The sequence below is a fragment of the Microbispora rosea genome, assembly GCF_044460045.1.
Taxonomy (GTDB): Bacteria; Actinomycetota; Actinomycetes; order Streptosporangiales; family Streptosporangiaceae; genus Microbispora; species Microbispora rosea.
This window is the reverse complement of sequence record NZ_JBITJO010000003.1, coordinates 345973-367013: the sequence shown is the minus strand read 5'-3', so window position 1 is coordinate 367013 and position 21041 is coordinate 345973. Positions and strand designations below refer to the sequence as shown.

Genomic DNA, 21041 nt, shown 5'->3' with positions numbered 1-21041 from the left:
AGTGATCAGCTCTCCAGCGTCCGATAGGGGTCGCGCAGCGGTGCGGCCCGCTCGGCGAACGCCGCCTTGATCTCCGTCATCTTCGGCCCCGGCGCGTAGAAACGCCCCTTCGTCTCGCCGTACGGCTGGAGCCACCCGGTGGCCGCGAGCTCGCGCAGGTCGCGGGCGGCCTGGCCCTGGCTCAGCCCCTCGTCGGCCTGGTACATGCTCCGGCGCAGCCGCCGGGACACGAACACCTGGTAGAGCGCGGAGACCGTGCGGGGGTGCAGGCCCTGCGCCCCGGTCCGCTCCTCCAGCAGCATCCACACCTCGCCCGCCTCGGCGAGCCGGCGACCCACCCGCTGGGCCTGCATGTGGTGGCAGCGCAGCACGAACCGGACCCACGAGAGGGTCTCCCCGTGTGGGCTCCACCGGCGGCGTCCCACCTCGCCGAGCACGTCGTAGTAGTCGTAGGTGGTGCGGCCCTCGCCCAGCCACTCCTCGATCGAGGCGAACTCCGGCGTGGTGATCTGGTCGCGGCCGAGCACGAGCGTCTGCAGCGCCCGCGACATGCGGCCGTTGCCGTCCCGCCATGGGTGGATCTTGACGAGGTTGAGGTGGGCCATGGCGGCGCGGACGTAGCTGGGCGCGTCGAGGTCGCCCTCGTTGAGCCACTCGACCAGTTCCGCCAGCAGGCCGGGGACCTGCTCGTGGTCCGGCCCCTCGTAGACCACCTCGCCCGTGGCGGAGTTCCGGACGTAGATCCCGCCGGGCCGCACGGTGCCCGGCGTCTTGTCCACGTGGTGGCCGATCATCATGAAGTTGAGCCCGTGCAGCAGGCCCGCGTCGTACCGGAAGGCCCACGCCCGCGAAAGGGTGCCGATGCAGGTGAGCGCCTGCCGGTAGCCGGAGATCTCGCGCGCCACGGCCGCCGACGTCTCCAGCGGGTCCTCACCGGACATGATCGACTCGATGTCCTCGACGCTGGCGCGGTAGCCCTCGATGGAGTTCGACCCCTGGATCGCCCGCGCCTGCAGTTGCCGCCGGAGCAGGCCGTCCCAGCGGTGCGCCTCGGCCAGCCGGTATTTCAGGTCGCGCCGCATCTCCTCGATCTCGGCGAGCACCTTCTCGTCCGCGGCGTCCAGTGCCGGTGTGGCGTACAACATCTGGCCATGACAGCATGGACGAATCATTCAGTCAAGCGACTGGATGATTCGTCCATGTATGTGCCCGTCAGGTGGCGGGGATGACCGAGCCCTTGAAGGTGTCCTCGATGTACTTCTTCACCTCGGGGCCGGTCAGCAGCCCGGCCAGCGTCTTCACCCGCGGGTCGCTCTCGTGCCCCTGCGCGACCACCAGGCCGTTCGCGTACGGGTTGCCCTCGGCCTTCTCCAGCACCAGCGCGTCGGAGGACGGGCTGAGGTTCGCCTCCAGCGCGTAGTTGCCGTTGATCACGGCGGCGTCCACGTCGTCGAGCGAGCGCGGGAGCTGGGCGGCCTCCAGCGGGCGGAAGGTCAGGTTCTTGGGGTTGCCGGTCACGTCGCGCTCGGTCGCGGCGGTGCCCACGCCGTCCTTCAGCGTGACCACGCCGTTGTCGGCGAGCAGCTTGAGCGCCCGTCCGAGGTTCGTTGCGTCGTTGGGCACGGCGACCGTGCCGTCCTGCGGCAGTGAGGCGAGGTCCTTGACCTTCCTGGAGTACAGGCCGAGCGGCTCCAGGTGCACCGGGGCGACGAAGCTCAGCTTGGTGCCCTTGGAGGCGTTGAAGTCGTCCAGGTAGGGCTTGTGCTGGAAGTAGTTGGCGTCGAGCTGGCCGTCCTGGAGCTGCAGGTTGGGCTGCACGTAGTCGCTGAACTCCACGACCTCCAGCTTCAGGCCCTTCGCGGCGGCGAGGTTGTCCGCAACGTACTTCAGGATCTGCGCGTGCGGCACCGGGCTCACGCCGACCTTGAGCGGGGCGTCCGCCGCCGCCGTGCCGGAGGCGGTAGCCGTGCCGGAAGACGAGGACCCGCAGGCGGACAACACGAGCGCGACCACGGCGGCGATGACGAGGCCGAGCGTTCTACGCATGGGAAAGACTCCTTCGAAGGGTTAACGGTGGGAAAGACGACGGGCGACCGCGTCGCCCAGGGTCTGCGCGAGCTGCACCACGACGACCAGGACGACCACGGTGACGACCATGAGCGTGGTCTCGAAGCGCTGGTATCCGTAGCGGACGGCGAGGTCGCCGAGACCGCCGCCGCCGATCACTCCGGCCATGGCCGAGTAGGAGATGAGGGTGACCACGGTGACGGTCAGCCCGGCGACCAGGCCGGGCAGCGCCTCGGGCAGCAGGACGCGCGCGACGACCCTCGCGCGGCCCGCCCCCATGGCCTCGGCCGCCTGCACGACGTCGCGGCCCACCTCGCGCAGCGCCGTCTCGACCAGCCGGGCGAAGAACGGCACCGCGCCGATCGTCAGCGGGACCACCGCGGCGGCGGTCCCGATCGTGGTGCCGGTGAGCACGCGGGTGACCGGGATGACCGCGATCATGAGGACGATGAAGGGCAGCGACCGCCCGACGTTCACGACCAGCCCGAGCACGCGCCGCACGGCGGGCGCGGGGAACAGCCCGCCCCGGTCCGTCCCCGCGAGACAGACGCCGAGCGGCAGCCCGAACAGCACGGTGAACAGCGTGGACCAGCCCACCATCACGACGGTCTGCCCGGTCGCCTCCCACAGCAGGGGGCTCATCTCCGACCAGGTCATGTGTCCTCCTCCACCAGCAGCCCGCGCCCGCGCAGCTCCGCGAGGGCGGCGGCCGTGCCGGCTCCGGTGATCCGCAGCCGCAGGCGGCCGGCCGGGATCCCCGCCACCTGCTCGACCGCGCCCGCGGCGATGGCGACGTCCACGTCGTGCGTACGCGCGAGACGCGACAGCAGGGTCTGGTCCGCGGCCAGGGCGACCGTCACGGTGCCGGGCTCGGGGGACGGCAGCGGGAACAGCTCGGCCGCCAGGCGCGACCCGGGGGTGGCGAGCAGTTCGGGAATGGGGCCCGCCTCGGCGATCCGCCCGTCGCTCATGATCGCCGCCGAATCGCAGACGGCCTTGATGACGTCCATCTCGTGGGTGATGAGCAGGATGGTCAGCCCCAGCTCCCGGTTGAGCCGCCGGAGCAGGGCGAGGATCGACTGGGTCGTGGCGGGGTCGAGCGCGGAGGTGGCCTCGTCCGACAGCAGCACCGACGGCTCGGCGGCGAGCGCCCGCGCGATGCCGACCCGCTGCTTCTGGCCGCCGGACAGCTGCGCGGGGTAGGCCCCGGCGCGGTCGGCCAGGCCCACGAGGTCGAGCATCTCCGCGACGCGCCGGGCCCGGGCGGCCCGGCCGACGCCCATGACCTCCAGCGGGAAGGCCACGTTGCCCGCCACCGTGCGCGACGACAGCAGCGCGAAGTGCTGGTGAATCATGCCGATGCGCTGGCGGGCGCCGCGCAGGTCGGCCGCGCCGAGGGCGGTCAGCTCGCGCCCGTCGACGGTCACCACGCCCTCGTCGGGGCGTTCGAGCAGGTTGACGCAGCGCAGCAGGGTGCTCTTGCCCGCGCCGCTGCGCCCGAGCACGCCGAAGACCTCGCCCTTGCCGACGTGGAGGTCGACGCCGTCGAGCGCGACGACGTCGCCGTAGGCCTTGCGCAGGCCGGAAACCGTGATCACTTGCCGTCCTTCGAAGACGTGATCCGGCGCAGGATCGGATCGGGCAGCGGGGAGAGCGTCATTGGTGAGTGCCTTCGTGGGGAGGGTGCGGACCGACGATGTTCAGGCCGCGGGACACCCTCGCACGTGCGGGTTCACCAGGTTCGATACGCTCACGACCGGCTGAAACAGGATGTGAGGCATTCCTTATTCCATACCGGAAATGTGTGCTTTCTCACAGGAAAGGCCCGCGCCTCCGGGACGACGGAGACGCGGGCCGTGTGGAGTGAGTCAGGCCACCTCAAGCCACCGCCTGCCGGGCGACCGTCGCCGGGGTGAGAGCAAGGTCGAGGACCTCGCGCACGTCGCTCACCGCGTGGACGGTGAGGTCGGCCAGCACCTCGGCCGGGACGTCGTCCAGGTCGGGCTCGTTGCGCGCCGGGATGAGCACCGTGGTGATCCCCGCCCGGTGGGCGGCCAGCAGCTTCTGCTTCACCCCGCCGATCGGCAGCACCCGCCCGGTGAGGGACACCTCACCGGTCATCGCCACGTCGGCGCGGACCGGCCGGCCCGACAGCAGCGAGGCCAGGGCCGTGGTCATGGTGACACCGGCCGACGGGCCGTCCTTGGGCACCGCGCCCGCGGGCACGTGGATGTGCACCGACCTGTCCTTGAGCGACCCGACCGGCAGCTCCAGCTCGGCGCCCCGCGACCGCAGGAAGGACAGCGCGATCTGCGCCGACTCCTTCATCACGTCGCCGAGCTGGCCGGTCAGGGTCACACCGGTCGCCCCGGTCTCCGGGTCGGCCAGCGACGCCTCGACGTAGAGGACGTCGCCGCCGGCGCCGGTCACCGCGAGGCCGGTCGACACGCCCGGCACCGCCGTACGCTGCCGGGCCTCCGGCAGGGACGACTCGGGCACGTGACGCGGCCGGCCCAGGTAGGAGACCAGGTCGCCGGCGGTGACCGTCAGCGGGAGCTCGGCCTCGCCCAGGGCGAGCTTCGCCGTCACCTTGCGCAGGATCCGGGCGATGGAGCGCTCGAGAGAGCGGACGCCGGCCTCGCGGGTGTACTCGCCCGCCAGGCGGCGCAGCGCCGCCTCCTCCACCGTCACGTCGTCGGCGGTGAGGCCCGCCTTCTCCAGGTTGCGCGGGAGCAGGTGGTCGCGGGCGATGGCCACCTTCTCGTCCTCGGTGTAGCCGTCGAGCGTGACGATCTCCATGCGGTCGAGCAACGGCCCCGGCACCTGCTCCAGCACGTTGGCCGTGGCGAGGAACAGCACGTCGCTCAGGTCGAGCTCGACCTCCAGGTAGTGGTCGCGGAACGTGTGGTTCTGCGCCGGGTCGAGCACCTCCAGCAGCGCCGCCGTCGGGTCGCCCCGGTAGTCGGCGCCGACCTTGTCGATCTCGTCGAGCAGCACGACCGGGTTCATCGAGCCCGACTCGCGGATCGCCCTGACGATGCGGCCGGGCAGCGCCCCCACGTACGTGCGCCGGTGACCGCGGATCTCCGCCTCGTCGCGGACGCCGCCGAGGGCGACGCGGACGAACTTGCGGCCCATGGCGCGGGCGACCGACTCGCCGAGCGAGGTCTTGCCGACTCCGGGAGGTCCGGCCAGCGCGAGGACGGCGCCGCTGCGGCGGCCGCCGACCACGCCGAGCCCCTGGTCGGCCCTGCGCTTGCGCACCGCGAGGTATTCCACGATGCGGTCCTTCACGTCGTTCAGACCCGTGTGGTCGGCGTCGAGCACCGCGCGGGCCCCGGCGATGTCGTAGGAGTCGGTCGTGTGGACCTTCCACGGCATGTCGAGCACGGTGTCGAGCCAGGTGCGGATCCAGCCGCTCTCCGGCGACTGGTCGGAGGCCCGCTCCAGCTTGGCGACCTCCTTGAGCGCGGCCTCCCTGACCTTCTCCGGAAGGTCGGCGGCCTCGATGCGGGCGCGGTAGTCCTCCTCCTCGTCGGAGGGCTCGCCGTTCAGCTCGGAGAGCTCCTTGCGCACGGCCGCGAGCTGCTGGCGGAGCAGGAACTCCCGCTGCTGCTTCTCCATGCCCTCCTGGACGTCCTTGCGGATGGTCTCCGCGACGTCCAGCTCGGCGAGGTGGTCGCGGGCCCAGCCGACCAGCTTGTCCAGCCGCTCGGCGGGGTCGGCGGTCTCCAGCAGCAGCAACTTCTGCGGAGTCTGCAGCCAGGGGGCGTATCCCGCGCTGTCGGCGAGGACGGCGGGGTCCACGATCTGGTTGACCGCGTCGACCACCTGCCACGCGCCCCGCTTCTGCAGGATCGTGGTGGTCAGGGCCTTGTACTCCTTGGCGAGCTCCTCGGCTCTCGCTCCGGTCGTGACCGGCTCCAGCACGGTCGCCTCGACCCACAGCGCCGCGCCGGGGCCGGTGGTGCCGGTGCCGACCCGCATGCGGTCGACGCCGCGGACCACGGCCGCGGGCTCGCCGCCCGGCAGCCGGCCGACCTGTTCCACGACGGCGCTCACCCCCACAGGGCCGTAGCGGCCGTCTATGCGGGGCACCAGCAGGACCGTGCTCTCGCCACTGGCACGGGCTGCGTCGATGGCGGCGCGGACCTCGGCGTCCGACAGATCGAGGGGCACGACCATGCCGGGCAGGACGACCTCGTCGTCGAGCGGAAGGACGGGAAGGATCTGGGACATCAGCACTCCAGTAGGTTGAGTTATGTCGGCTCAACTAACAGGAGTCCGATCCTGTTCCCTGTTCTGCGTCAGTTCGCTGTGAGCGATCGTAATTGTGTAATCCACCTTGCCGTTGGGCGCGGCCACTCCTCCGGGTAACGCATGATGGCGTCCATGACATCCGGACATATCCGGCTGCGCTCGGCGCCAGGCCGGTGGGTGCTGCTCACCACGGTCCTCGGGTCGGGCATGGCGACACTCGACGGCACCGTGGTCAACGTGGCCCTTCCCGCTCTCGGGCGCGACCTGCACGCCGGAATGTCCGGCCTCCAATGGACCGTGAACGCGTACACGCTCACCATGGCCGCGCTGATCCTGCTGGGCGGGTCGCTGGGCGACCGGCTGGGCAGACGGAAGATCTTCGTCGCCGGGGTGGTCTGGTTCGCCCTGGCCTCCGCGCTCTGCGGGGCCGCGCCGAACACGCCCGTGCTCGTGCTCGCCCGCGCACTCCAGGGCGTCGGCGGGGCCCTGTTGATCCCCGGGTCCCTGGCGATCATCCAGGCGAGCTTCGCGCCCGACGACCGGCCGCGCGCCGTCGGCGCCTGGTCGGGGCTGGGCGGCGTGGCCGCCGCGCTCGGGCCGTTGTTCGGCGGCTGGCTCGTCGAGACGGCGGGCTGGCGGTGGGTGTTCCTGCTCAACCTGCCGCTCGCCGCCGTCGTGGTCGGCGTCGCCGCCCGGCACGTGCCCGAGACCCGGGACGCCGGTCCGCACGGCCGCTTCGACGTGCTCGGGACCGTCCTCGCCGCACCCGCGCTGGCCGGGCTGACGTACGGCCTGATCCTGGCGGGCGACGGGCTGGCGCCGCTGGCCGCCGGGATCGTCCTGGCCGCCTGCTTCGTGGTGGTGGAGATCCGGCGCTCCCCCCGGTCGCTCGTTCCCGTGGGGGTCTTCGCCTCGCGGGAGTTCACCGCGGTCAACGTCGTCACGCTGGTCATGTACGCGGCGATGGGCCTGGTGTTCTTCCTGCTGGTGGTCCAGCTCCAGGTGTCGGCCGGGTTCTCGCCGATCGCCGCCGGGTCGGCGATGCTCCCGGTGACGATCCTCATGCTGCTGCTGTCGCCCCGGGCGGGCGAACTGGCGAAGCGGGTGGGCCCGCGCCTCCCCATGACGGGAGGCATCCTGCTGTGCGCGGCCGGGCTGCTGCTGATGAGCCGCATCGCCCCGGACGCGTCCTACCTCGCCGACGTGCTGCCCGCGGCGGTCGTGTTCGGGCTCGGCCTGTCGTCGGCCGTCGCCCCGCTCACCGCGACCGTGCTCGCCACGGCGGAGGAGCGGTACGCGGGCGTGGCGAGCGGGATCAACAACGCCCTGGCCCGGACGGGCGGCCTCCTGGCCGTCGCCGCCGTCCCGCCGCTGGTGGGGCTGACGGGGGAGGCCTACGACTCCCCGGTGTCGTTCACCCGCGGGTTCCACACCTCGATGCTGGCCGCCGCGGCCATGATGGTCGTCGCGGCGGCCGTCACGTTCGTCACGATCAGGAGGAACGTCCTGGCGTCCGCGCCCGAGCCGCCCGCCCCCGGCTGCCCGGTCGAGGCGCCTACCCTCGGCCCCCGCCCGTCGGCGAGCTCGGACACCTGACGGGTTTGCGGATCAGGCCAGCAGTCTCTTGAGGTCCTCGCGCAGGGCCGCGGCGTCGTGGAAGTGGACGGCGGCCAGCCCCGCCCGCTCGGCCGCCGCGACGTTCTCCGGCCTGTCGTCCACGAAGACGAGGTCGCCGGGGGCCGCCCCGAGCCAGGCCACGGTCTCGTGGAAGATCTCCGGCTCCGGCTTCACCAGGCCCATCCGGCCACTGTAGAACCGGGGGCCGATCGGCCGCATGAACGGCAGCGTGTCGATGCTCTCGGCGATGCTGACCGGCATGTTGGACAGCAGCGCCATGGGAACCCCGACGCCGGCCAGTTCGTCGATGATCGCCACGGTCTCCTCGTTGGGCCGCGACCAGCTCGCCGCGTCGAGGGCGACGACCGCGTCCAGCTCGGCTCCGCCGATCGGCCTGCCGTACACGTGGGACCAGTACGCGGCCGGGTCGAGCGAGCCGCGGTCGAAGTCGAGCCGCACCTCCCAGTAGCGGTCCTCGAACCCCGGATCACCTCCCGCCATGCGCGCGACGTCCTCGGGGTCCTGGGGAAGTGACACGACGTTGCCGTAGTCGAAAAGCACAATCTTCATGGTCGTACGATCGTAACCTGTGTTCGGAATCAGGTCACATAGGGCTTGAGGTACTCGTTGGCGCTCCCGCAGCGCAGGTAGTTGCGCACGGTGTGGAAGTCGAGCCAGTCGATGTCGCAGGAGACGTCCCGCTCGACGCCGTCGAAGCACGACGCCAGCACCGCCGGGATCGCGGCGATGTCGTCCTTGTCGGCGATGTTGATCCAGCGGCGCACCCCCGGCGGGCGCGCCCCGCGCCCCCGCACCGGGACCGGCGCGAGCCGCTCGAAGACGACGTCGCGCATGCCGAGCGGGCTGCCCAGCGTCACCAGCAACTCGACCGAGAGATCGGGATGCGCCCACAGCGCCTCGTACGTCACGACGCTGCCGAGCGAGTGGGCGACCACCACCCGGGGACGGCGCCTGCGGACGACCTCGGCTACCGCGTCGCGGGCCCGCACGCGCGGGTCTCCTCCGCCCAGATAGGCGGCCACCTCCGGGCAGAAGTCCTGGGCGAACCGCACGGCCTGCGGGCCCATCCTCGTCAGCAGCCACTCGGCCAGCCGGTGCGCGAGACCGGTGAGCGACTCCCCCGCCGCGTCGCGGAACGGGCCGCCGAGCTGGACCGCCCAGTCGGCGAGGACCAGCTTGGCCGGCGCCTCCATCTGCCGCGGCGGCTTCGGCGGCCCGCCGTGCAGGTGGTGGGCGTAGTAGGCGATCTCGGCGAAGTACCGGCCCGCGCCGTCCGCCCGGCCGGTGAGCCCCTGGTGCAGATAGGTGTTCCACTTGGTCCGCACGGCCTCGGCGGCGCCGCCCGCCGACCCGCCGGCCTCCTCGTAGTAGTGGTACTTGCCGATGCCGTGGACGCCCACGATCGAGGTCATGCTCCCGCCCATCCCTGTCGACTGGAATACGGGGGTCACTGTGCACGACGCGTTGGACCGCGACAACCACCCGCCGCGTTTACGGTGATAAATGGCAAGCGGTGGTGATATTCACCGAGATAGGTTGGGCGTCCCGATCGAGGAAGGAACGTCATGACAGGCCCGTTGCACGTGCGCGGCTCGGTCGTCGTGCCCGAAGCGGAACTCGCCTGGCGATTCTCCCGCTCGTCCGGCCCCGGCGGCCAGGGCGTCAACACCACCGACAGCCGGGTCGAGCTGAGCTTCGACCTCGCGGGGACGACCGCCCTCGGCCCGGCGCTCAAGGCCCGCGCGCTCGAACGGCTCGCCGCCCGCCTGGTCGACGGTGTGATCACATTGGCCGCCTCGGAATACCGCTCGCAGCTGCGCAACCGGGAGGCGGCGCGGGAACGGCTCGCCGCCCTCCTCCGCGAGGCGATCGCGCCGCCGCCCAAGCGGCGCCGTCCCACCAAGCCGTCCAAGGGCGCGGTCGAGCGCCGCCTGACCGCCAAGAAACACCGCTCCGACCTCAAGCGCCTGCGCCGTACGGAGGACTGAGCCGCGCCACGCTGCCGCGCAGGTGGCCGATGCCCACGTCCAGCGCCGCCTCCAGGTGGGTGAGCCGGCCGGTGGACAGGTGGAGCAGCACGCCTCCTTGAATCCCCGCAAGCAGCGCGGCCGCCGCCTGCCCGGGATCGATGCCCAGGTCGATCTCGCCCGCGGCCTGCATGTGCCGCACGCCGGCGGCGATCTCCGCCTCCCACCGAAGCATCAGCTCGGTCACCACCGCCTGGGCGCCCGGTGTGCTGTGCCCCACCTGCGACATCACCACGTTGAGCGGGCACTGCCGCCCCTGCTCGCGGTAGCGCTCCACGACGCGGTCACGCCAGGCCTGCCAAGCCGTCCACGAGGTGAGCTCGCCCAGGTAGGGCTGCTGGTCGGCGAGCACCCGGTCGGCCTCGAAGCGGGCCACGGCCAGCAGCAACTCCTCCTTGCCGCCGGGGAAGTAGTGGAACAGCTGGCTCTTGCTGGTGCGCGTCCGGGCGCGCACGTCGTCAAGGGTGGTGTCCATCACCCCGCGCTCGCGGATCGTCTCGGCCGCACCCTCGACGATCCGACGCCGCGTGGCGGCCCCCTTCGTGGTCAGCGCCCCCATTGCCCCTCCTTCTTCTGGACTCACTGGTCCATTTTGCTGCAGGCGCGGCCGTCCAACAGGGCGGCTATCCGAGATGGGCGGCGATGGCGTCCTCCCAGGAGCGGAGGAACGCCGGGTAGTCGGCGGCGAAGGCGGCCAGGTCGGCCTCGGCCGCGGCGGTGAGCGGGGTGAGGTCGTAGGTGACCGTCACATCACTGTGCCCGCGCTCCGCCCGAGCGAGCGTCACGCCGACGGTGCCGGCGTGTACCCCCTCGCACACACGGGCGTAGGAGACCGACCGGCCGGGCTCACGGTGCAGGACGATCCATGTGGTGGTCGCCCCGTGCCCATGGGTCTGGAAGACCGTGCCGGGCGCCGTGTCGTCCGTGACCCGTTCCGGGAACCGCGGCTCCCATCCCTCCACCCAGTCCCGCTCGCCGTACGGGGTGAACAGCCGGAAGGCCTCGGCGGGCGCGAGCGCGACCCGGAGCCTACCGGTGAGGCGGCGACGCCGCGGCCCGGCACTCACCTCTCCTCCAGCCGGTGGGCGTCGGCGGCCGTCAGCGTCAGGCCGTAGACCTCCTTGAGCTGCCCGATCTTCGCGAGGGTCTCCGGCCCGAACGGCGACTTGCCCTCGAAGGCGTGCAGGACGATTCCCTCCACGAGGTCGCCGAGGGACATGTCCAGGTATTCGGCCAGGCCCTTGAGCACCTTCAAGGTGTTGCGCTCGACGCGAAGGCCGGTCTGCGTCCGCTGCACTGTTACCATGGTAACAACGTACCACTTTTTGGCGGACAGGCCGGCCTAGTCGAAGACGAAGACGCCGCCGACGACCGTGGCGACCACGGCGACCTCCTTGATCCGCTCGGGGGCGACCGCGAGCAGGTCGTCGCCCAGGACGACGAAGTCGGCCAGCTTGCCGCGCGACAGCGTGCCCTTGTGCCGCTCCTCCCCGGCGGCGTACGCCGAGCCGATCGTGTACGCGCGCAGCGCCTCGGCGTCCTGCTGCAGCAGCCCCCGGTTGCCCGGCTCCCCCTCGTGGTCGCAGCACATGGCGGTGCAAGGCCGCGAGGTCCCAGACGCCGTTGCCGGCCAGCCCGCGTCCGATGCCCGGCTCGGTGAAGCTGGTGGCCCTCGCCGGCCGCCACCCGGCCGGCCAGCGCGATGCCCTCGACGAAGTCCTCGAACGGCACCGGGCGCGGCACGGCGTCCGCCAGGCCCTGGGCTGGCGCTGACCGGGCTGGACATGCTGCTGCGGCACATCCGCTCGCGGGGTGCGCTGCGGCGTATCCCGGCTGGAGGACGCCTGGCTGGACGTCTTCGTCGGCGGCAGCAGGGAGCCGGCGGCCGAGCTCGCGCAGCAGGCGCTGGGCCCGCTGTCCGCCCTGGCCGGGTCGGGCTCGGTCGCCGATACGGCCGCGGCCCTGTACTGCCATCGCAACACCGTGCAGCACCGCTTCGCGCGCTTCCGGGAGCTCACCGGCCGGGACGTGCGCGTCCCCGAGGACGCCGCCGTCGTCGCCCTCGCGCTGCGCGCCGCCGACGCCCTCTCCTAGACGCGCTGTCCTAGAGCCGGCGGTCTTCCATCTCCCAGATGTGGTCGACCACGTGCCAGATGATGCGGCGCGCGGCGTATCGGACGGGCCAGCCCTCACCACCGGGCGGAAAGGCCTCGGCCGGCCGCTCGAGCACCCGCACGATGTCCTCGCGCATGGCGATGCGGCCGGCCTCGTCCTTGAAGGGCTTGTGCCGCACGCCGATCTTCCGGGCGTACGCGCGCTCGGCCTCCACGACGTGGGAGACCATCTTGTCCCGGTCCCTGCCGCCGCCCCTGGGGCCCTTGCGCAGTTCCTCCGGAGACGCCGCGGTCACCTCGGCGAACACCGCCCACGCCGCGCGGGCGAGGGCGGCCGCACGCGCGGCCTCCGGCGCGTCGACCGGCTCCCGGTCGAAGCCGGGGATGGCGGAGATCGCGCCGAAGTCCGTCGTGCTGTCGCCCTTGACCCGTGCGACGACCTCCGGCTCCCCCGGCGCGAACTCCAGCCCCGCCCGCTCGGCGATCACCCGGAAGCGCGGCGTGTAGTCCACGAGCGTGCCGAGCGCGGCCTCCTCCGTCTTGCCGATGCGGCACCAGCCCGGCCAGTCGATCGAGCAGGCGAAGACCTTCTTGGGGCCGAGTTCCAGGTAGACGCGATGGTTCATGCCGGCCAGCATGGCACCCGTACCTGACGGAACCCGTCAGGTTCAGACCAGGTCGATGAGGTCGGCCACGGAGTTGACCACCTGCGTGGGCCGGAACGGATAACGGTCGATCTGGTCCTTCTGGGTGACGCCCGTGAGCACCAGGATCGTGTGCAGTCCCGCCTCGATGCCGCAGACGACGTCGGTGTCCATGCGGTCACCGATCATCGCGGTGGTCTCGCTGTGCGCGTCGATCCGGTTGAGCGCGCTGCGCATCATCATCGGGTTGGGCTTGCCGATGAAGTACGGCTCCACTCCGGTCGCCTTGGTGATCATCGCGGCCACCGCGCCGCAGGCGGGAAGCGAGCCCTCGGTCGAGGGGCCGATGGGGTCGGGGTTGGTCGCGATGAAGCGCGCGCCGTTGTCGATCAGCCGGATCGCCCGCGTTATCGACGTGAAGCTGTAGGTGCGGGTCTCGCCCAGCACCACGTAGTCGGGGTCGAGGTCGGTCAGCACGTAGCCGGCCTCGTGCAGGGCCGTGGTCAGCCCCGCCTCGCCGATCACGTACGCCGAACCCTCGGGCCGCTGGTCGGCGAGGAACTTGGCGGTGGCCAGCGCGGAGGTCCAGATCGACTCGGGCGGCACCTCCAGCCCGGCCGCGCGCAGCCGTACGGACAGGTCGCGGGGGGTGTAGATCGAGTTGTTCGTCAGGACGAGGAACCGCTTCCCCGACTCCTTCAGGCGCCTGATGAACTCGTCGGCACCCGGCACCGGCTGCCCCTCGTGGACCAGCACCCCGTCCATGTCGGACAGCCACGACTCGATGGGCTTTCGCTCGCTCATGCGTCCAAGCATGGCAGGTGACGGAGTGCCGAAGCACATCCCTCACTACGTCCGGAAATATCCTGATGCGACCTCAGGTTGGGCCGAGCATGAGCGATGACAACATCCGTGGGGTGCCGCGCGGGACGGCCGAGGTGCCACTGTCGATCCTGGAGCTCGCGACCGTCGGCGAGGGCTCCACGCCCACCGAGGCGCTGCGCGACGCCACCGAAGTGGCCCGCCGGTCCGAGGAGTGGGGCTACCACCGCATCTGGGTCGCCGAACACCACGGAATGCCCGGAGTCGCCAGCTCCTCCCCGGCCGTGCTGATCGCGCACCTCGCGGCGGCGACCCGGTCGATCCGGATCGGCTCCGGGGGCGTGATGCTGCCCAACCACGCGCCGCTGGTGATCGCCGAGCAGTTCGGCACGCTGCACGCGCTGCACCCCGGCCGCATCGACCTCGGCCTCGGCCGCGCCCCCGGCACGGACATGGCGACGGCGAACGCCCTGCGGCGCTCCGCCGAGGTGGACCCCGACGAGTTCCCGCAGCAGGTGGCCGAGCTGACCGGCTTCCTCGACGGCGCATTCCCGCCCGGCCACCCGTACGCGAGGATCCAGGCGGTGCCGCGCGGTGACGACCGGCCGCCGATCTGGCTGCTCGGCTCCAGCGGATTCAGCGCCAGGCTGGCCGGGCTGCTCGGGCTGCCGTTCGCCTTCGCCCACCACTTCAGCGCCGCCAACACCGAGCCCGCGCTCGACCTCTACCGCTCCTCGTTCCGGCCCTCGGCGGTCCTCGACCGGCCGTACGCGCTGATCGGGGTGGCGGCCGTCGCGGCCGACACCGACGAGGAGGCGCTGCGCCAGGTCATGCCGGGCGCGCTGTCGTGGCTGCGCCTGCGGCAGGGGAGGCCTGGCCGTACGCCCACTCCGGAGGAGGCCGAGGCGTACCCGTACACCCCGATGGAGCGGGAGTTCGTCCACGAGCGGCTGTCGACGGTGGTGCACGGCGGCCCGCAGACCGTGCGCGACGGGCTGGAGGAACTGCGCAAGCGCACCGGGGCCGACGAGCTGATGATCACCACGCAGGTCCACGGCGGCGCGGCGCGCCTGCGTTCCTACGAGCTGATCGCCCAGGCGTACGGGATGGTCTAGCCGCGCAGGAACGCGACGACGGCGAGGACGCGGCGATGGGCGTCCTCGTCGGGAGGCAGGTCGAGCTTGGCGAGGATGTTCCCGATGTGCTTGCCGACGACGGCTTCCGACACCGCCAGCGCGCGGGCGATCGCGGCGTTCGACCTGCCCTCGGCCATCAGGGCGAGGACCTCGCCCTCCCTTGGGGTGAGCCGCCGCAGCGGGTCGCGGCGGCGGCGCAGAAGCTGACGCACGACCTCCGGGTCCACGACCGTCCCCCCGCCGGCGACGGTGGTCAGGGCGTCCACGAACTCCTCGACCTCTCCGATCCGGTCCTTGAGGAGGTAGCCCACGCCGGTGCCGTCCCCGGAGTCGAGCAGTTCCGCCGCGTAGGTCTGCTCGACGTACTGGCTCAGCACCAGGACGGCGAGCCCGGGGTGCGCGGCGCGCAACGCCACGGCGGCCCGCAGTCCCTCGTCGGAGAAGCCGGGCGGCATCCGCACGTCGGTGACGACGATGTCGGGGGCGTGCTCCTCCACCGCTTTCACCAGCCCCTCGGCGTCGCCGGCGGTGGCGGCCACCCGGTGGCCGAACCGGGCCAGCAGCGTGGCCAGTCCCTCGCGGAGCAGCACGCCGTCCTCCGCGATGACGACGGTCAGGGAAGCGCCGGCAGGCATTCGATCTCCGCGCGCAGCAGGGTCGGGCCGCCCGGCGGGCTCGACAGCATCAGCCTGCCCTCGACCGCGGAGACGCGGTCGGCGAGCCCGGCGAGCCCGGTTCCGGCGGTCACGTCCGCACCGCCCACCCCGTCGTCCCGGATCTCGACGGTGAGCAGCCGGCCGTCGAGCCGGCCCCGCACCCGGGCCCGCTCGGCCCCGCTGTGCTTGGCCACGTTGGCCAGGCCCTCGCTGACGACGAAGTAGGCGACCGACTCCACCGGTTCCGGTAGCCGGGGGACGTCCACGTCGACCTCGACCGGCACGGGCGACCGGTCGGCCAGCTCCGCGACCGCGGCGGGCAGCCCCCGATCGGCGAGGATGCGGGGATGGATGCCGCGGATCAGGTCGCGGATCTCGGCGAGGGCGAGCTTCGCCTCCTCGTGCGCCCTGGCCACGAGCTCGGCCGCCTCCTCACCCCGGGAGACCTTGGCCAGGCCGAGCGTCATCGTCAGCGCGACCAGCCGCTGCTGCGCGCCGTCGTGCAGATCGCGCTCGATGCGCCGCCGCTCGACCTCGAACGCCTCGACCAGGCGGCTCCGGGAGCGGGTCAGCTCGGCGAGCCGCTCGCCCGGCTCGCCCTTCCCGGACGTGAGCAGCAACCGGGCCAGCAGGGCGTGCGCGGTCGCGAGTGCGGTGATCGGGTACGCCGCCAGCATGAGCACCACGACCCCCAGGAGCGCGGCGGCGAACGCCTCGGTGAGCGAGCCGAGCGGCCAGAACTTCAGCAGCACGATGGGCCCCGCCTCCGCCACGCTGACCGGGGCGAAGATCATCACGAGCGGCGCCACCAGGCCGTACGTCACGGCGATCAGCTCGACCGGGCCGAGCACGACGGCCAGCAGGCCCGTGTAGGCGAGGGCCCGCCAGGTCGCCTGCTCCCGCAGGCGCGTCCCGAGCCAGCCGCGCGGGCCCGGGGGCGCGGGGCGGTGGGGGCTCGGCGCGGGCTCGGCGTCCATGATCCGCAGCCGCCGGCGTTCGAACGCGCCCAGCGGCACGGCGGCGACCACCGGGACCGCCAGCAGCGGCACGCCCACCAGGAAAACGGTGAGCAGCGCCCCTGCGGTCAGCGAGACGATCAGCGACGCCAGCACGACCACGCCGACGACCGCGCCCGTCACCAGGTAGGCGAGGGCGCGCCAGGGCAGCGAGGTCGCCAGCAGGTCCCTGCGGGCGAGGGCCTGCCACGGGCCGTTGAGGCGCACCCGACCCACCCTAGAGGCCGTCCGGGCCAGGTCGAAGACGGCCAGGCCCCCCAGCGGAGGTAGGGCTGGCCATACCCCCGCAGGGGGGCCGGGACGGCTGGCGGGCCCAGGTCGCGCACCGGTCTGATGGGCCGCATGAACGAGACAGTCCAGCAGGTCTCCGATCTGAGGGCGTTCGCGGGCGTGGCGCTGCGACGGCAGGGTGTCGTGGGGGCCGTGGCCCCGAGCTCGCGCTCGCTCGCGCGGGCCCTCACCGCCGTCGTCCCGACGAACGGTCCCGCCGTGGTCGTGGAGCTCGGCCCGGGCACCGGCGCGATCAGCGAGGCCATCAGGGAACGGCTCGCCCCCGGCTCCCGCCAGCTCGCCGTCGAGATCGACCCGGGGATGGTGGCGCACCTGCGACGCGCCCGGCCCTGGCTGGACGTGCTGCAGGGCGACGCGGCCCGCCTCGGCGCGCTGCTGGGCGAACGGGGAGTCTCGCGGGTCGACGCCGTGGTCAGCACGCTGCCGTGGACGCTCTTCCCCGAGGACGTGCAGGAGTCGATCCTCGGGGAGGTCGGGCGGGTGCTGCGCCCGACGGGGGCGTTCACCACGGTGACCTATCTGCCCGCGGTGCCGCTGGCACGGGCGCGGCGCTTCCGGCGGCGCCTGCGCGCCGCCTTCGACGAGGTGCTCACGACCGGGCCGGTCTGGCGCAACATGCCGCCCGGCCTGGCCTACGTGTGCCGCAGGCCGGTGCACCGTGGCTGAGCTGCTCGGCCGGCTTCCCGCTCCCCTCGTGCTCTCGGTCGCGGCGATGCTGATCGTCGCCGAGGCCGGCACGCTCGCCGGGGTGGCGCTGCCGGGGACGAGCGTGCTGGTGGCCCTCGGCTACCTCACCCGCCTCGGCGTGCTGCCGTTCGCCGGGACGGTCGCCGTGGCCGTGGCGGCCGCCGTCGCCGGCACGCAGCTGTCGTACGCCCAGGGCCGCAGACGCGAGGGCGCCGCCTCCATCCACCCTCTGGCGGACCGGTTCGCGCCCGCCGCGTGGGCGCGGGCCCGCCGCATGGTGGCGAGGAGAGGCGCCTGGGCCATCGCGGGCGGTCAGTGGCTCGGCGCCGCCCGCACCCTCGTCCCGAGGCTCACGGGCTGGGCGGGCGTGCCGTACGCGGCCTTCGCCCGCGTCAGCGTGCCCACGGCGGCGGCGTGGGCGGCGACCCTGGTGACCCTCAGCAGGTCCGTCCCCGACCTCGCGAACGCGATCACCGCCCACCTGGCCGTCGCCGGGCCGCTGGCCGTCGGGCTCGTCCTCGTCGTGTCCCTGACGGCGGTGGAGCTCACCGGGGGGCGAGAGCTTCCAGGGCCTCTTCGGCGCGTCGCATGGAGTCGCGGGGGTCGGCCTCGGGGTTGCCGATCTCGGGGTCGAAGTTGAGGTCGTGGAAGACCTCGGTCACGCCCTTGGCCTCGAGCGCCTCGACGTCCCGCCGGATCTTGTCGTACGACCCCGTCAGCGGGCCCTCCTCCGACGCGAGGACGCGGGTGACGCCGCGGACGACGAAGCGCAGCGCCCCGGGGTCGCGGCCCGCCTGCCGCGCCGCCTCCTTCACGATGGCGATCTGCTGGTCGATCGCGCTCAGATCGGCCCGGCTGGAGCTGATCCAGCCGTCGGCGATCCGCCCGGCCCGCTCGAGCGCCACCCGGGCCGTGCCGCCGAGCATCACCGGCGGCGGCGTCGCCGGCCTGGGGTCCTGGTGGGAGCGCGGCACCTCGTAGAACTCGCCCTTGTGCTCGACGACGTCCTCGGTCCACAGCCGCCGCAGCAGGCCGACGTACTCCTCCCCGCGCCTGCCCCGCCGTTCCATCGGCACGCCGGAGGCGGCGAACTCCTCGGGCAGCCAGCCGAGCCCCAGGCCCACGTCGAGCCTGCCGCCCGACACCTCCTGGAGGGAGGCGAGCTGCTTGGCCATCAGCACCGGAGAGACGAAGGGCAGGTTGAGCACCGCCACCCCGAGCCGCACCCGCTCGGTGACGCCCGCCAGGTACGCGAGCGCGACGACCGGGTCGTGCACGCTCCGGTAGACCGGGCCCATCGGGTTGCCGACGGGATAGAGCAGGCGCTGGAACGTCCACAACCCGTGGTAGCCGAGCTCGTCCGCGCGGCGCGCGATCCGCCTCATGTTCTCCGGAGTCGCCCACGAGCCCGACACCGGCACACCGAAACCAACCTTCATGACGACACCCTAGTGCCATACGCCTGAAATTCGTCGGATAAATACTTATCCTGATGCGTATGGGGAATCCGGGCCCGTCCGCAGTATCGATCGAGTTGACCGATGCTGAGCGGGTCTGGCTGCACGGCCTCACAGCGGGGGCGTCAGAGCTGGCGAGCCGAGCGAAGATCGTACTGGCCTGTGCCGAGTCCGGGGCCAGCAATGCGCAGGTGGCACGGGATCTCGGTATGAGCGTGGCGACGGTCCGCCGGTGGCGGACCGCCTATGCCCACGGGGGAAGGAACGCCCTGCTCGACAGGCCCCGGACGGGGCGGCCAAAGGCCGGGTTGACGCTGACCGACGCCGAACGCGCCACCCTGCAAGGATGGGCGCGTCGCAGTAAATCCTCGCAAGTCCTGGCGATGCGCTCGAAGATCGTGCTGGCGTGCGCGGACGGCAAGGACAACAAGCAGATCGCCCAGCAGTTGCGGGTCCACCCCGACACGGTGTCCAAGTGGCGCAACCGGTTCGTCAAGCTGCGCCTTGATGGGCTCATAGACGAACAGCGGCCTGGCCGGCCACCGTCCGTCACCCTTGACCAGGTCGAGCGGGTCGTAGTGGACACGTTGGAAAGGGCGCCCGAAGACGCCACGCACTGGTCCCGGGCATCGATGGCTCGTCGCAGCGGACTGTCGAAGTCCACGATCGGCCGGATCTGGCGGGACTTCGGGCTGAAACCCCACCAGGCCGAGACTTTCAAGCTCTCGACCGATCCGCTGTTTGTGGAGAAGGTCGTCGATGTCGTGGGGCTGTACCACAATCCGCCCGAGCGGGCGGTGGTGCTCTGCGTGGACGAGAAGTCCCAGATCCAAGCCCTGGACCGGTCGCAACCGGTGCTGCCGATGATGCCGGGCATGCCCGAGCGGCGTACCCACGATTACGTCCGCAACGGGATCACGAGCCTGTTCGCAGCGTTCAACGTCGCAGACGGCACCGTCATCGGTGAGCTGCACCGCCAGCACCGCGCCGCCGAGTTCAAGAAGTTTCTGATCACGATCGACAAGACGGTTCCCACCGAGTTGGACGTCCACCTGATCTGCGACAACTACGGCACTCACAAAACTCCGGCGATCAAGGCGTGGCTGGCCCGCCATCCGCGGTTCCACATGCACTTCACTCCGACCGGCTCCTCCTGGATCAACCAGGTGGAGCGGTGGTTCGGGTTCCTGACCGATCAGCTCATCCGGCGCGGGGTGCACAAGAGCGTCCAGTCCCTGGAGAAGGACATCCGCGACTGGATCGCTCAGTGGAACAACAACCCTCGGCCGTTCGTATGGAAGAAGACCGCAGAGGAGATCCTCGAATCCCTCGCACGATATTGCCGACGAATTTCAGGCGCAGGACACTAGGGTGTCCCCCGTGATCGAGGAACTGGCGCGGCTGGCGCGCCGCGACGGGCCGGTGACGGTGCTCAAGCAGACCCGCGTGCTCGTGGTCAGGGCCGGCGACGTCGTCGTCAAGGCCCATCCCTCCGGCACCGACGAACGCGCCCTGCGCGCCCGCCTCGACGCCGCCGCCGACCTGCCCGGCGTCATGCTGGCCCCTCTCGGCCTCGAACGGCTGGACGGCAGGCTCGTCACGATCTGGCCCGCCGGCGAACCACTCACCATCGACGACGTGGACGCCGGGACCACCCCGTGGGAGGAGGGCGGCCGGCTGCTCGCCCTGCTGCACTCCCGGCCGGCGCCCCCGGAGCTGCCGCCCGCAGGGGGACCGTCACGGCTGCCCAGGGCCATGGCCGACCTGGCCGCCGCCGGCGTCCCCGACGCCGTCGCCGCGCCGATCCGGGCGGCGTACGCGACGCTGCCGCCGGTCCGGGAGGGCGGCGCGCTGACGCACGGCGACTGGCACCTCGGCCAGATCGTCCGGCACGACGGCGCGTGGCTGCTGATCGACCCCGACGACCTGGGCCCTGGCGACCCCGCGTGGGACCTGGCCCGCCCGGCCGCGTGGTACGCCGCCGGCCTGCTCGGACCGTGGGACTGGGAACGCTTCCTGACCGCCTACCTCGCGGCGGGCGGGACCGCCGTCTCCGCGGACGACCCGTGGCGGGAACTCGACGCGCCGGCCCGTGCGTTGACCGTCCAACTGGCCGCGACGGCGGTGGCCACGGCGGCGCGGGCGGGGGAACCGCCCGACGACGCCGCCGAGGCCCTGGTGTCCGCCTGCAGGAGGATCGTCGCGGCCGCGGAGGCCGGGACCTGA

The 21041-nt window shown here is 72.3% G+C and carries 25 protein-coding genes; 9 read left to right on the top strand and 16 right to left on the bottom strand.

Annotated features, from left to right (window positions below; translation table 11 throughout):
* Window positions 1–5: 5 nt before the first annotated feature.
* From ACIBK1_RS14090 to lon, 5 genes are all read right to left on the bottom strand, one after another.
* Complete coding sequence (locus tag ACIBK1_RS14090; RefSeq protein ID WP_030507042.1) at window positions 6–1145, bottom strand: Fic family protein; 1140 nt, start codon at window positions 1143–1145, stop codon at window positions 6–8.
* A 67-nt stretch (window positions 1146–1212) separates the two neighbouring features.
* Entirely contained in the window at window positions 1213–2046 is an 834-nt protein-coding gene (locus ACIBK1_RS14085; protein ID WP_030507043.1) for a MetQ/NlpA family ABC transporter substrate-binding protein, read from the bottom strand.
* 21 nt (window positions 2047–2067) lie between these two features.
* Window positions 2068–2724 carry a methionine ABC transporter permease gene (locus ACIBK1_RS14080; protein ID WP_396734875.1) on the bottom strand — a complete coding sequence of 219 codons (657 nt, stop codon included), beginning with the start codon at window positions 2722–2724 and terminating at the stop codon, window positions 2068–2070.
* The gene (locus ACIBK1_RS14075) at window positions 2721–3665 is read right to left on the bottom strand and encodes a methionine ABC transporter ATP-binding protein (RefSeq protein WP_396734872.1); all 945 of its coding nucleotides are present in this window, start codon (window positions 3663–3665) and stop codon (window positions 2721–2723) included. The genes ACIBK1_RS14080 and ACIBK1_RS14075 overlap by 4 nt, the downstream gene beginning before the upstream one ends.
* 280 nt (window positions 3666–3945) lie before the next feature.
* A complete protein-coding gene (gene lon / locus ACIBK1_RS14070; protein WP_030507046.1) occupies window positions 3946–6306 on the bottom strand; it encodes an endopeptidase La in 2361 nt (786 codons plus the stop codon).
* A 153-nt stretch (window positions 6307–6459) separates the two neighbouring features.
* Between lon and ACIBK1_RS14065 the strand changes: the two genes are divergently transcribed.
* Window positions 6460–7923, top strand: a complete 1464-nt coding sequence (locus tag ACIBK1_RS14065) for an MFS transporter (RefSeq protein WP_231513810.1) — start codon at window positions 6460–6462, stop codon at window positions 7921–7923.
* 12 nt (window positions 7924–7935) lie between these two features.
* Here the strand turns inward: ACIBK1_RS14065 and ACIBK1_RS14060 are convergent, their stop codons facing one another.
* Complete coding sequence (locus ACIBK1_RS14060) at window positions 7936–8514, bottom strand: HAD-IA family hydrolase (RefSeq protein WP_030507048.1); 579 nt, start codon at window positions 8512–8514, stop codon at window positions 7936–7938.
* Window positions 8515–8543: 29 nt separating this feature from the next.
* Window positions 8544–9377 (bottom strand): hypothetical protein, encoded by an 834-nt coding sequence (locus tag ACIBK1_RS14055; RefSeq protein ID WP_036405673.1) that lies wholly within the window; start codon window positions 9375–9377, stop codon window positions 8544–8546.
* A gap of 153 nt (window positions 9378–9530) precedes the next feature.
* Between ACIBK1_RS14055 and arfB the strand changes: the two genes are divergently transcribed.
* Window positions 9531–9953, top strand: a complete 423-nt coding sequence (gene arfB / locus ACIBK1_RS14050; RefSeq protein WP_030507050.1) for an alternative ribosome rescue aminoacyl-tRNA hydrolase ArfB — start codon at window positions 9531–9533, stop codon at window positions 9951–9953.
* Here arfB and ACIBK1_RS14045 read toward each other — a convergent pair.
* The 4 genes from ACIBK1_RS14045 to ACIBK1_RS14030 all read right to left on the bottom strand — a co-directional run bounded on the left by ACIBK1_RS14045 (window position 9925) and on the right by ACIBK1_RS14030 (window position 11583).
* Complete coding sequence (locus ACIBK1_RS14045; RefSeq protein ID WP_030507051.1) at window positions 9925–10551, bottom strand: TetR/AcrR family transcriptional regulator; 627 nt, start codon at window positions 10549–10551, stop codon at window positions 9925–9927. The genes arfB and ACIBK1_RS14045 overlap by 29 nt on opposite strands.
* Window positions 10552–10615: 64 nt before the next feature.
* Window positions 10616–11059 (bottom strand): hypothetical protein, encoded by a 444-nt coding sequence (locus ACIBK1_RS14040; protein WP_396734867.1) that lies wholly within the window; start codon window positions 11057–11059, stop codon window positions 10616–10618.
* Window positions 11056–11289 (bottom strand): hypothetical protein, encoded by a 234-nt coding sequence (locus tag ACIBK1_RS14035; protein WP_197042529.1) that lies wholly within the window; start codon window positions 11287–11289, stop codon window positions 11056–11058. Before ACIBK1_RS14035 ends, ACIBK1_RS14040 begins: the two co-directional genes overlap by 4 nt.
* 45 nt (window positions 11290–11334) lie before the next feature.
* Window positions 11335–11583: an amidohydrolase family protein gene (locus ACIBK1_RS14030; RefSeq protein ID WP_030507054.1), complete on the bottom strand. Its 249-nt coding sequence runs from the start codon at window positions 11581–11583 to the stop codon at window positions 11335–11337.
* A gap of 53 nt (window positions 11584–11636) precedes the next feature.
* Between ACIBK1_RS14030 and ACIBK1_RS14025 the strand changes: the two genes are divergently transcribed.
* Both ACIBK1_RS14025 and ACIBK1_RS14020 read left to right on the top strand, forming a co-directional pair.
* Complete coding sequence (locus ACIBK1_RS14025) at window positions 11637–11765, top strand: hypothetical protein (protein WP_269321775.1); 129 nt, start codon at window positions 11637–11639, stop codon at window positions 11763–11765.
* 39 nt (window positions 11766–11804) lie between these two features.
* On the top strand, window positions 11805–12086 hold the full coding sequence (locus ACIBK1_RS14020; protein ID WP_030507055.1) for a helix-turn-helix domain-containing protein: 282 nt from the start codon (window positions 11805–11807) through the stop codon (window positions 12084–12086).
* A gap of 10 nt (window positions 12087–12096) precedes the next feature.
* Here the strand turns inward: ACIBK1_RS14020 and ACIBK1_RS14015 are convergent, their stop codons facing one another.
* Together ACIBK1_RS14015 and ACIBK1_RS14010 are read right to left on the bottom strand one after the other, a co-directional pair.
* Window positions 12097–12732 (bottom strand): hypothetical protein, encoded by a 636-nt coding sequence (locus ACIBK1_RS14015; protein WP_030507056.1) that lies wholly within the window; start codon window positions 12730–12732, stop codon window positions 12097–12099.
* Window positions 12733–12774: 42 nt separating this feature from the next.
* Window positions 12775–13554 (bottom strand): HAD-IIA family hydrolase, encoded by a 780-nt coding sequence (locus ACIBK1_RS14010; RefSeq protein ID WP_030507057.1) that lies wholly within the window; start codon window positions 13552–13554, stop codon window positions 12775–12777.
* An 89-nt stretch (window positions 13555–13643) separates the two neighbouring features.
* Between ACIBK1_RS14010 and ACIBK1_RS14005 the strand changes: the two genes are divergently transcribed.
* A complete protein-coding gene (locus tag ACIBK1_RS14005) occupies window positions 13644–14687 on the top strand; it encodes an LLM class flavin-dependent oxidoreductase (protein WP_143734395.1) in 1044 nt (347 codons plus the stop codon).
* Here the strand turns inward: ACIBK1_RS14005 and ACIBK1_RS14000 are convergent.
* A complete protein-coding gene (locus ACIBK1_RS14000) occupies window positions 14684–15343 on the bottom strand; it encodes a response regulator transcription factor (protein ID WP_030507059.1) in 660 nt (219 codons plus the stop codon). The two genes, ACIBK1_RS14005 and ACIBK1_RS14000, sit on opposite strands and share 4 nt — an antisense overlap.
* A complete protein-coding gene (locus ACIBK1_RS13995) occupies window positions 15322–16587 on the bottom strand; it encodes a sensor histidine kinase (protein ID WP_396734862.1) in 1266 nt (421 codons plus the stop codon). The genes ACIBK1_RS14000 and ACIBK1_RS13995 overlap by 22 nt, the downstream gene beginning before the upstream one ends.
* A gap of 135 nt (window positions 16588–16722) precedes the next feature.
* On the opposite strand from ACIBK1_RS13995, the gene ACIBK1_RS13990 reads away from it, so the two are divergent.
* Window positions 16723–17337: a class I SAM-dependent methyltransferase gene (locus ACIBK1_RS13990; protein ID WP_051761499.1), complete on the top strand. Its 615-nt coding sequence runs from the start codon at window positions 16723–16725 to the stop codon at window positions 17335–17337.
* Window positions 17330–17998 carry a DedA family protein gene (locus ACIBK1_RS13985; protein WP_396734859.1) on the top strand — a complete coding sequence of 223 codons (669 nt, stop codon included), beginning with the start codon at window positions 17330–17332 and terminating at the stop codon, window positions 17996–17998. Before ACIBK1_RS13990 ends, ACIBK1_RS13985 begins: the two co-directional genes overlap by 8 nt.
* Here the strand turns inward: ACIBK1_RS13985 and ACIBK1_RS13980 are convergent.
* Complete coding sequence (locus ACIBK1_RS13980) at window positions 17904–18797, bottom strand: TIGR03619 family F420-dependent LLM class oxidoreductase (RefSeq protein ID WP_396734856.1); 894 nt, start codon at window positions 18795–18797, stop codon at window positions 17904–17906. The genes ACIBK1_RS13985 and ACIBK1_RS13980 overlap by 95 nt on opposite strands.
* A gap of 59 nt (window positions 18798–18856) precedes the next feature.
* Here ACIBK1_RS13980 and ACIBK1_RS13975 point away from each other — a divergent pair, with 59 nt between their 5' ends.
* Window positions 18857–20185, top strand: coding sequence for an IS630 family transposase (locus tag ACIBK1_RS13975; RefSeq protein WP_396734853.1), 1329 nt, complete (start codon window positions 18857–18859; stop codon window positions 20183–20185).
* A 10-nt stretch (window positions 20186–20195) separates the two neighbouring features.
* Entirely contained in the window at window positions 20196–21041 is an 846-nt protein-coding gene (locus ACIBK1_RS13970) for a phosphotransferase family protein (protein ID WP_231513811.1), read from the top strand.

Coding starts and splice junctions, on each gene's coding strand:
- ACIBK1_RS14090 (WP_030507042.1), bottom strand. CDS start 1,145: ATGTTGTACGCCACACCGGCACTGGACGCCGCGGACGAGAAGGTGCTC.
- ACIBK1_RS14085 (WP_030507043.1), bottom strand. CDS start 2,046: ATGCGTAGAACGCTCGGCCTCGTCATCGCCGCCGTGGTCGCGCTCGTG.
- ACIBK1_RS14080 (WP_396734875.1), bottom strand. CDS start 2,724: ATGACCTGGTCGGAGATGAGCCCCCTGCTGTGGGAGGCGACCGGGCAG.
- lon (WP_030507046.1), bottom strand. CDS start 6,306: ATGTCCCAGATCCTTCCCGTCCTTCCGCTCGACGACGAGGTCGTCCTG.
- ACIBK1_RS14065 (WP_231513810.1), top strand. CDS start 6,460: ATGACATCCGGACATATCCGGCTGCGCTCGGCGCCAGGCCGGTGGGTG.
- ACIBK1_RS14060 (WP_030507048.1), bottom strand. CDS start 8,514: ATGAAGATTGTGCTTTTCGACTACGGCAACGTCGTGTCACTTCCCCAG.
- ACIBK1_RS14055 (WP_036405673.1), bottom strand. CDS start 9,377: ATGACCTCGATCGTGGGCGTCCACGGCATCGGCAAGTACCACTACTAC.
- arfB (WP_030507050.1), top strand. CDS start 9,531: ATGACAGGCCCGTTGCACGTGCGCGGCTCGGTCGTCGTGCCCGAAGCG.
- ACIBK1_RS14045 (WP_030507051.1), bottom strand. CDS start 10,551: ATGGGGGCGCTGACCACGAAGGGGGCCGCCACGCGGCGTCGGATCGTC.
- ACIBK1_RS14030 (WP_030507054.1), bottom strand. CDS start 11,583: ATGTGCTGCGACCACGAGGGGGAGCCGGGCAACCGGGGGCTGCTGCAG.
- ACIBK1_RS14025 (WP_269321775.1), top strand. CDS start 11,637: ATGCCCGGCTCGGTGAAGCTGGTGGCCCTCGCCGGCCGCCACCCGGCC.
- ACIBK1_RS14015 (WP_030507056.1), bottom strand. CDS start 12,732: ATGAACCATCGCGTCTACCTGGAACTCGGCCCCAAGAAGGTCTTCGCC.
- ACIBK1_RS14010 (WP_030507057.1), bottom strand. CDS start 13,554: ATGAGCGAGCGAAAGCCCATCGAGTCGTGGCTGTCCGACATGGACGGG.
- ACIBK1_RS14005 (WP_143734395.1), top strand. CDS start 13,644: ATGAGCGATGACAACATCCGTGGGGTGCCGCGCGGGACGGCCGAGGTG.
- ACIBK1_RS14000 (WP_030507059.1), bottom strand. CDS start 15,343: ATGCCTGCCGGCGCTTCCCTGACCGTCGTCATCGCGGAGGACGGCGTG.
- ACIBK1_RS13990 (WP_051761499.1), top strand. CDS start 16,723: ATGAACGAGACAGTCCAGCAGGTCTCCGATCTGAGGGCGTTCGCGGGC.
- ACIBK1_RS13980 (WP_396734856.1), bottom strand. CDS start 18,797: ATGAAGGTTGGTTTCGGTGTGCCGGTGTCGGGCTCGTGGGCGACTCCG.
- ACIBK1_RS13975 (WP_396734853.1), top strand. CDS start 18,857: ATGGGGAATCCGGGCCCGTCCGCAGTATCGATCGAGTTGACCGATGCT.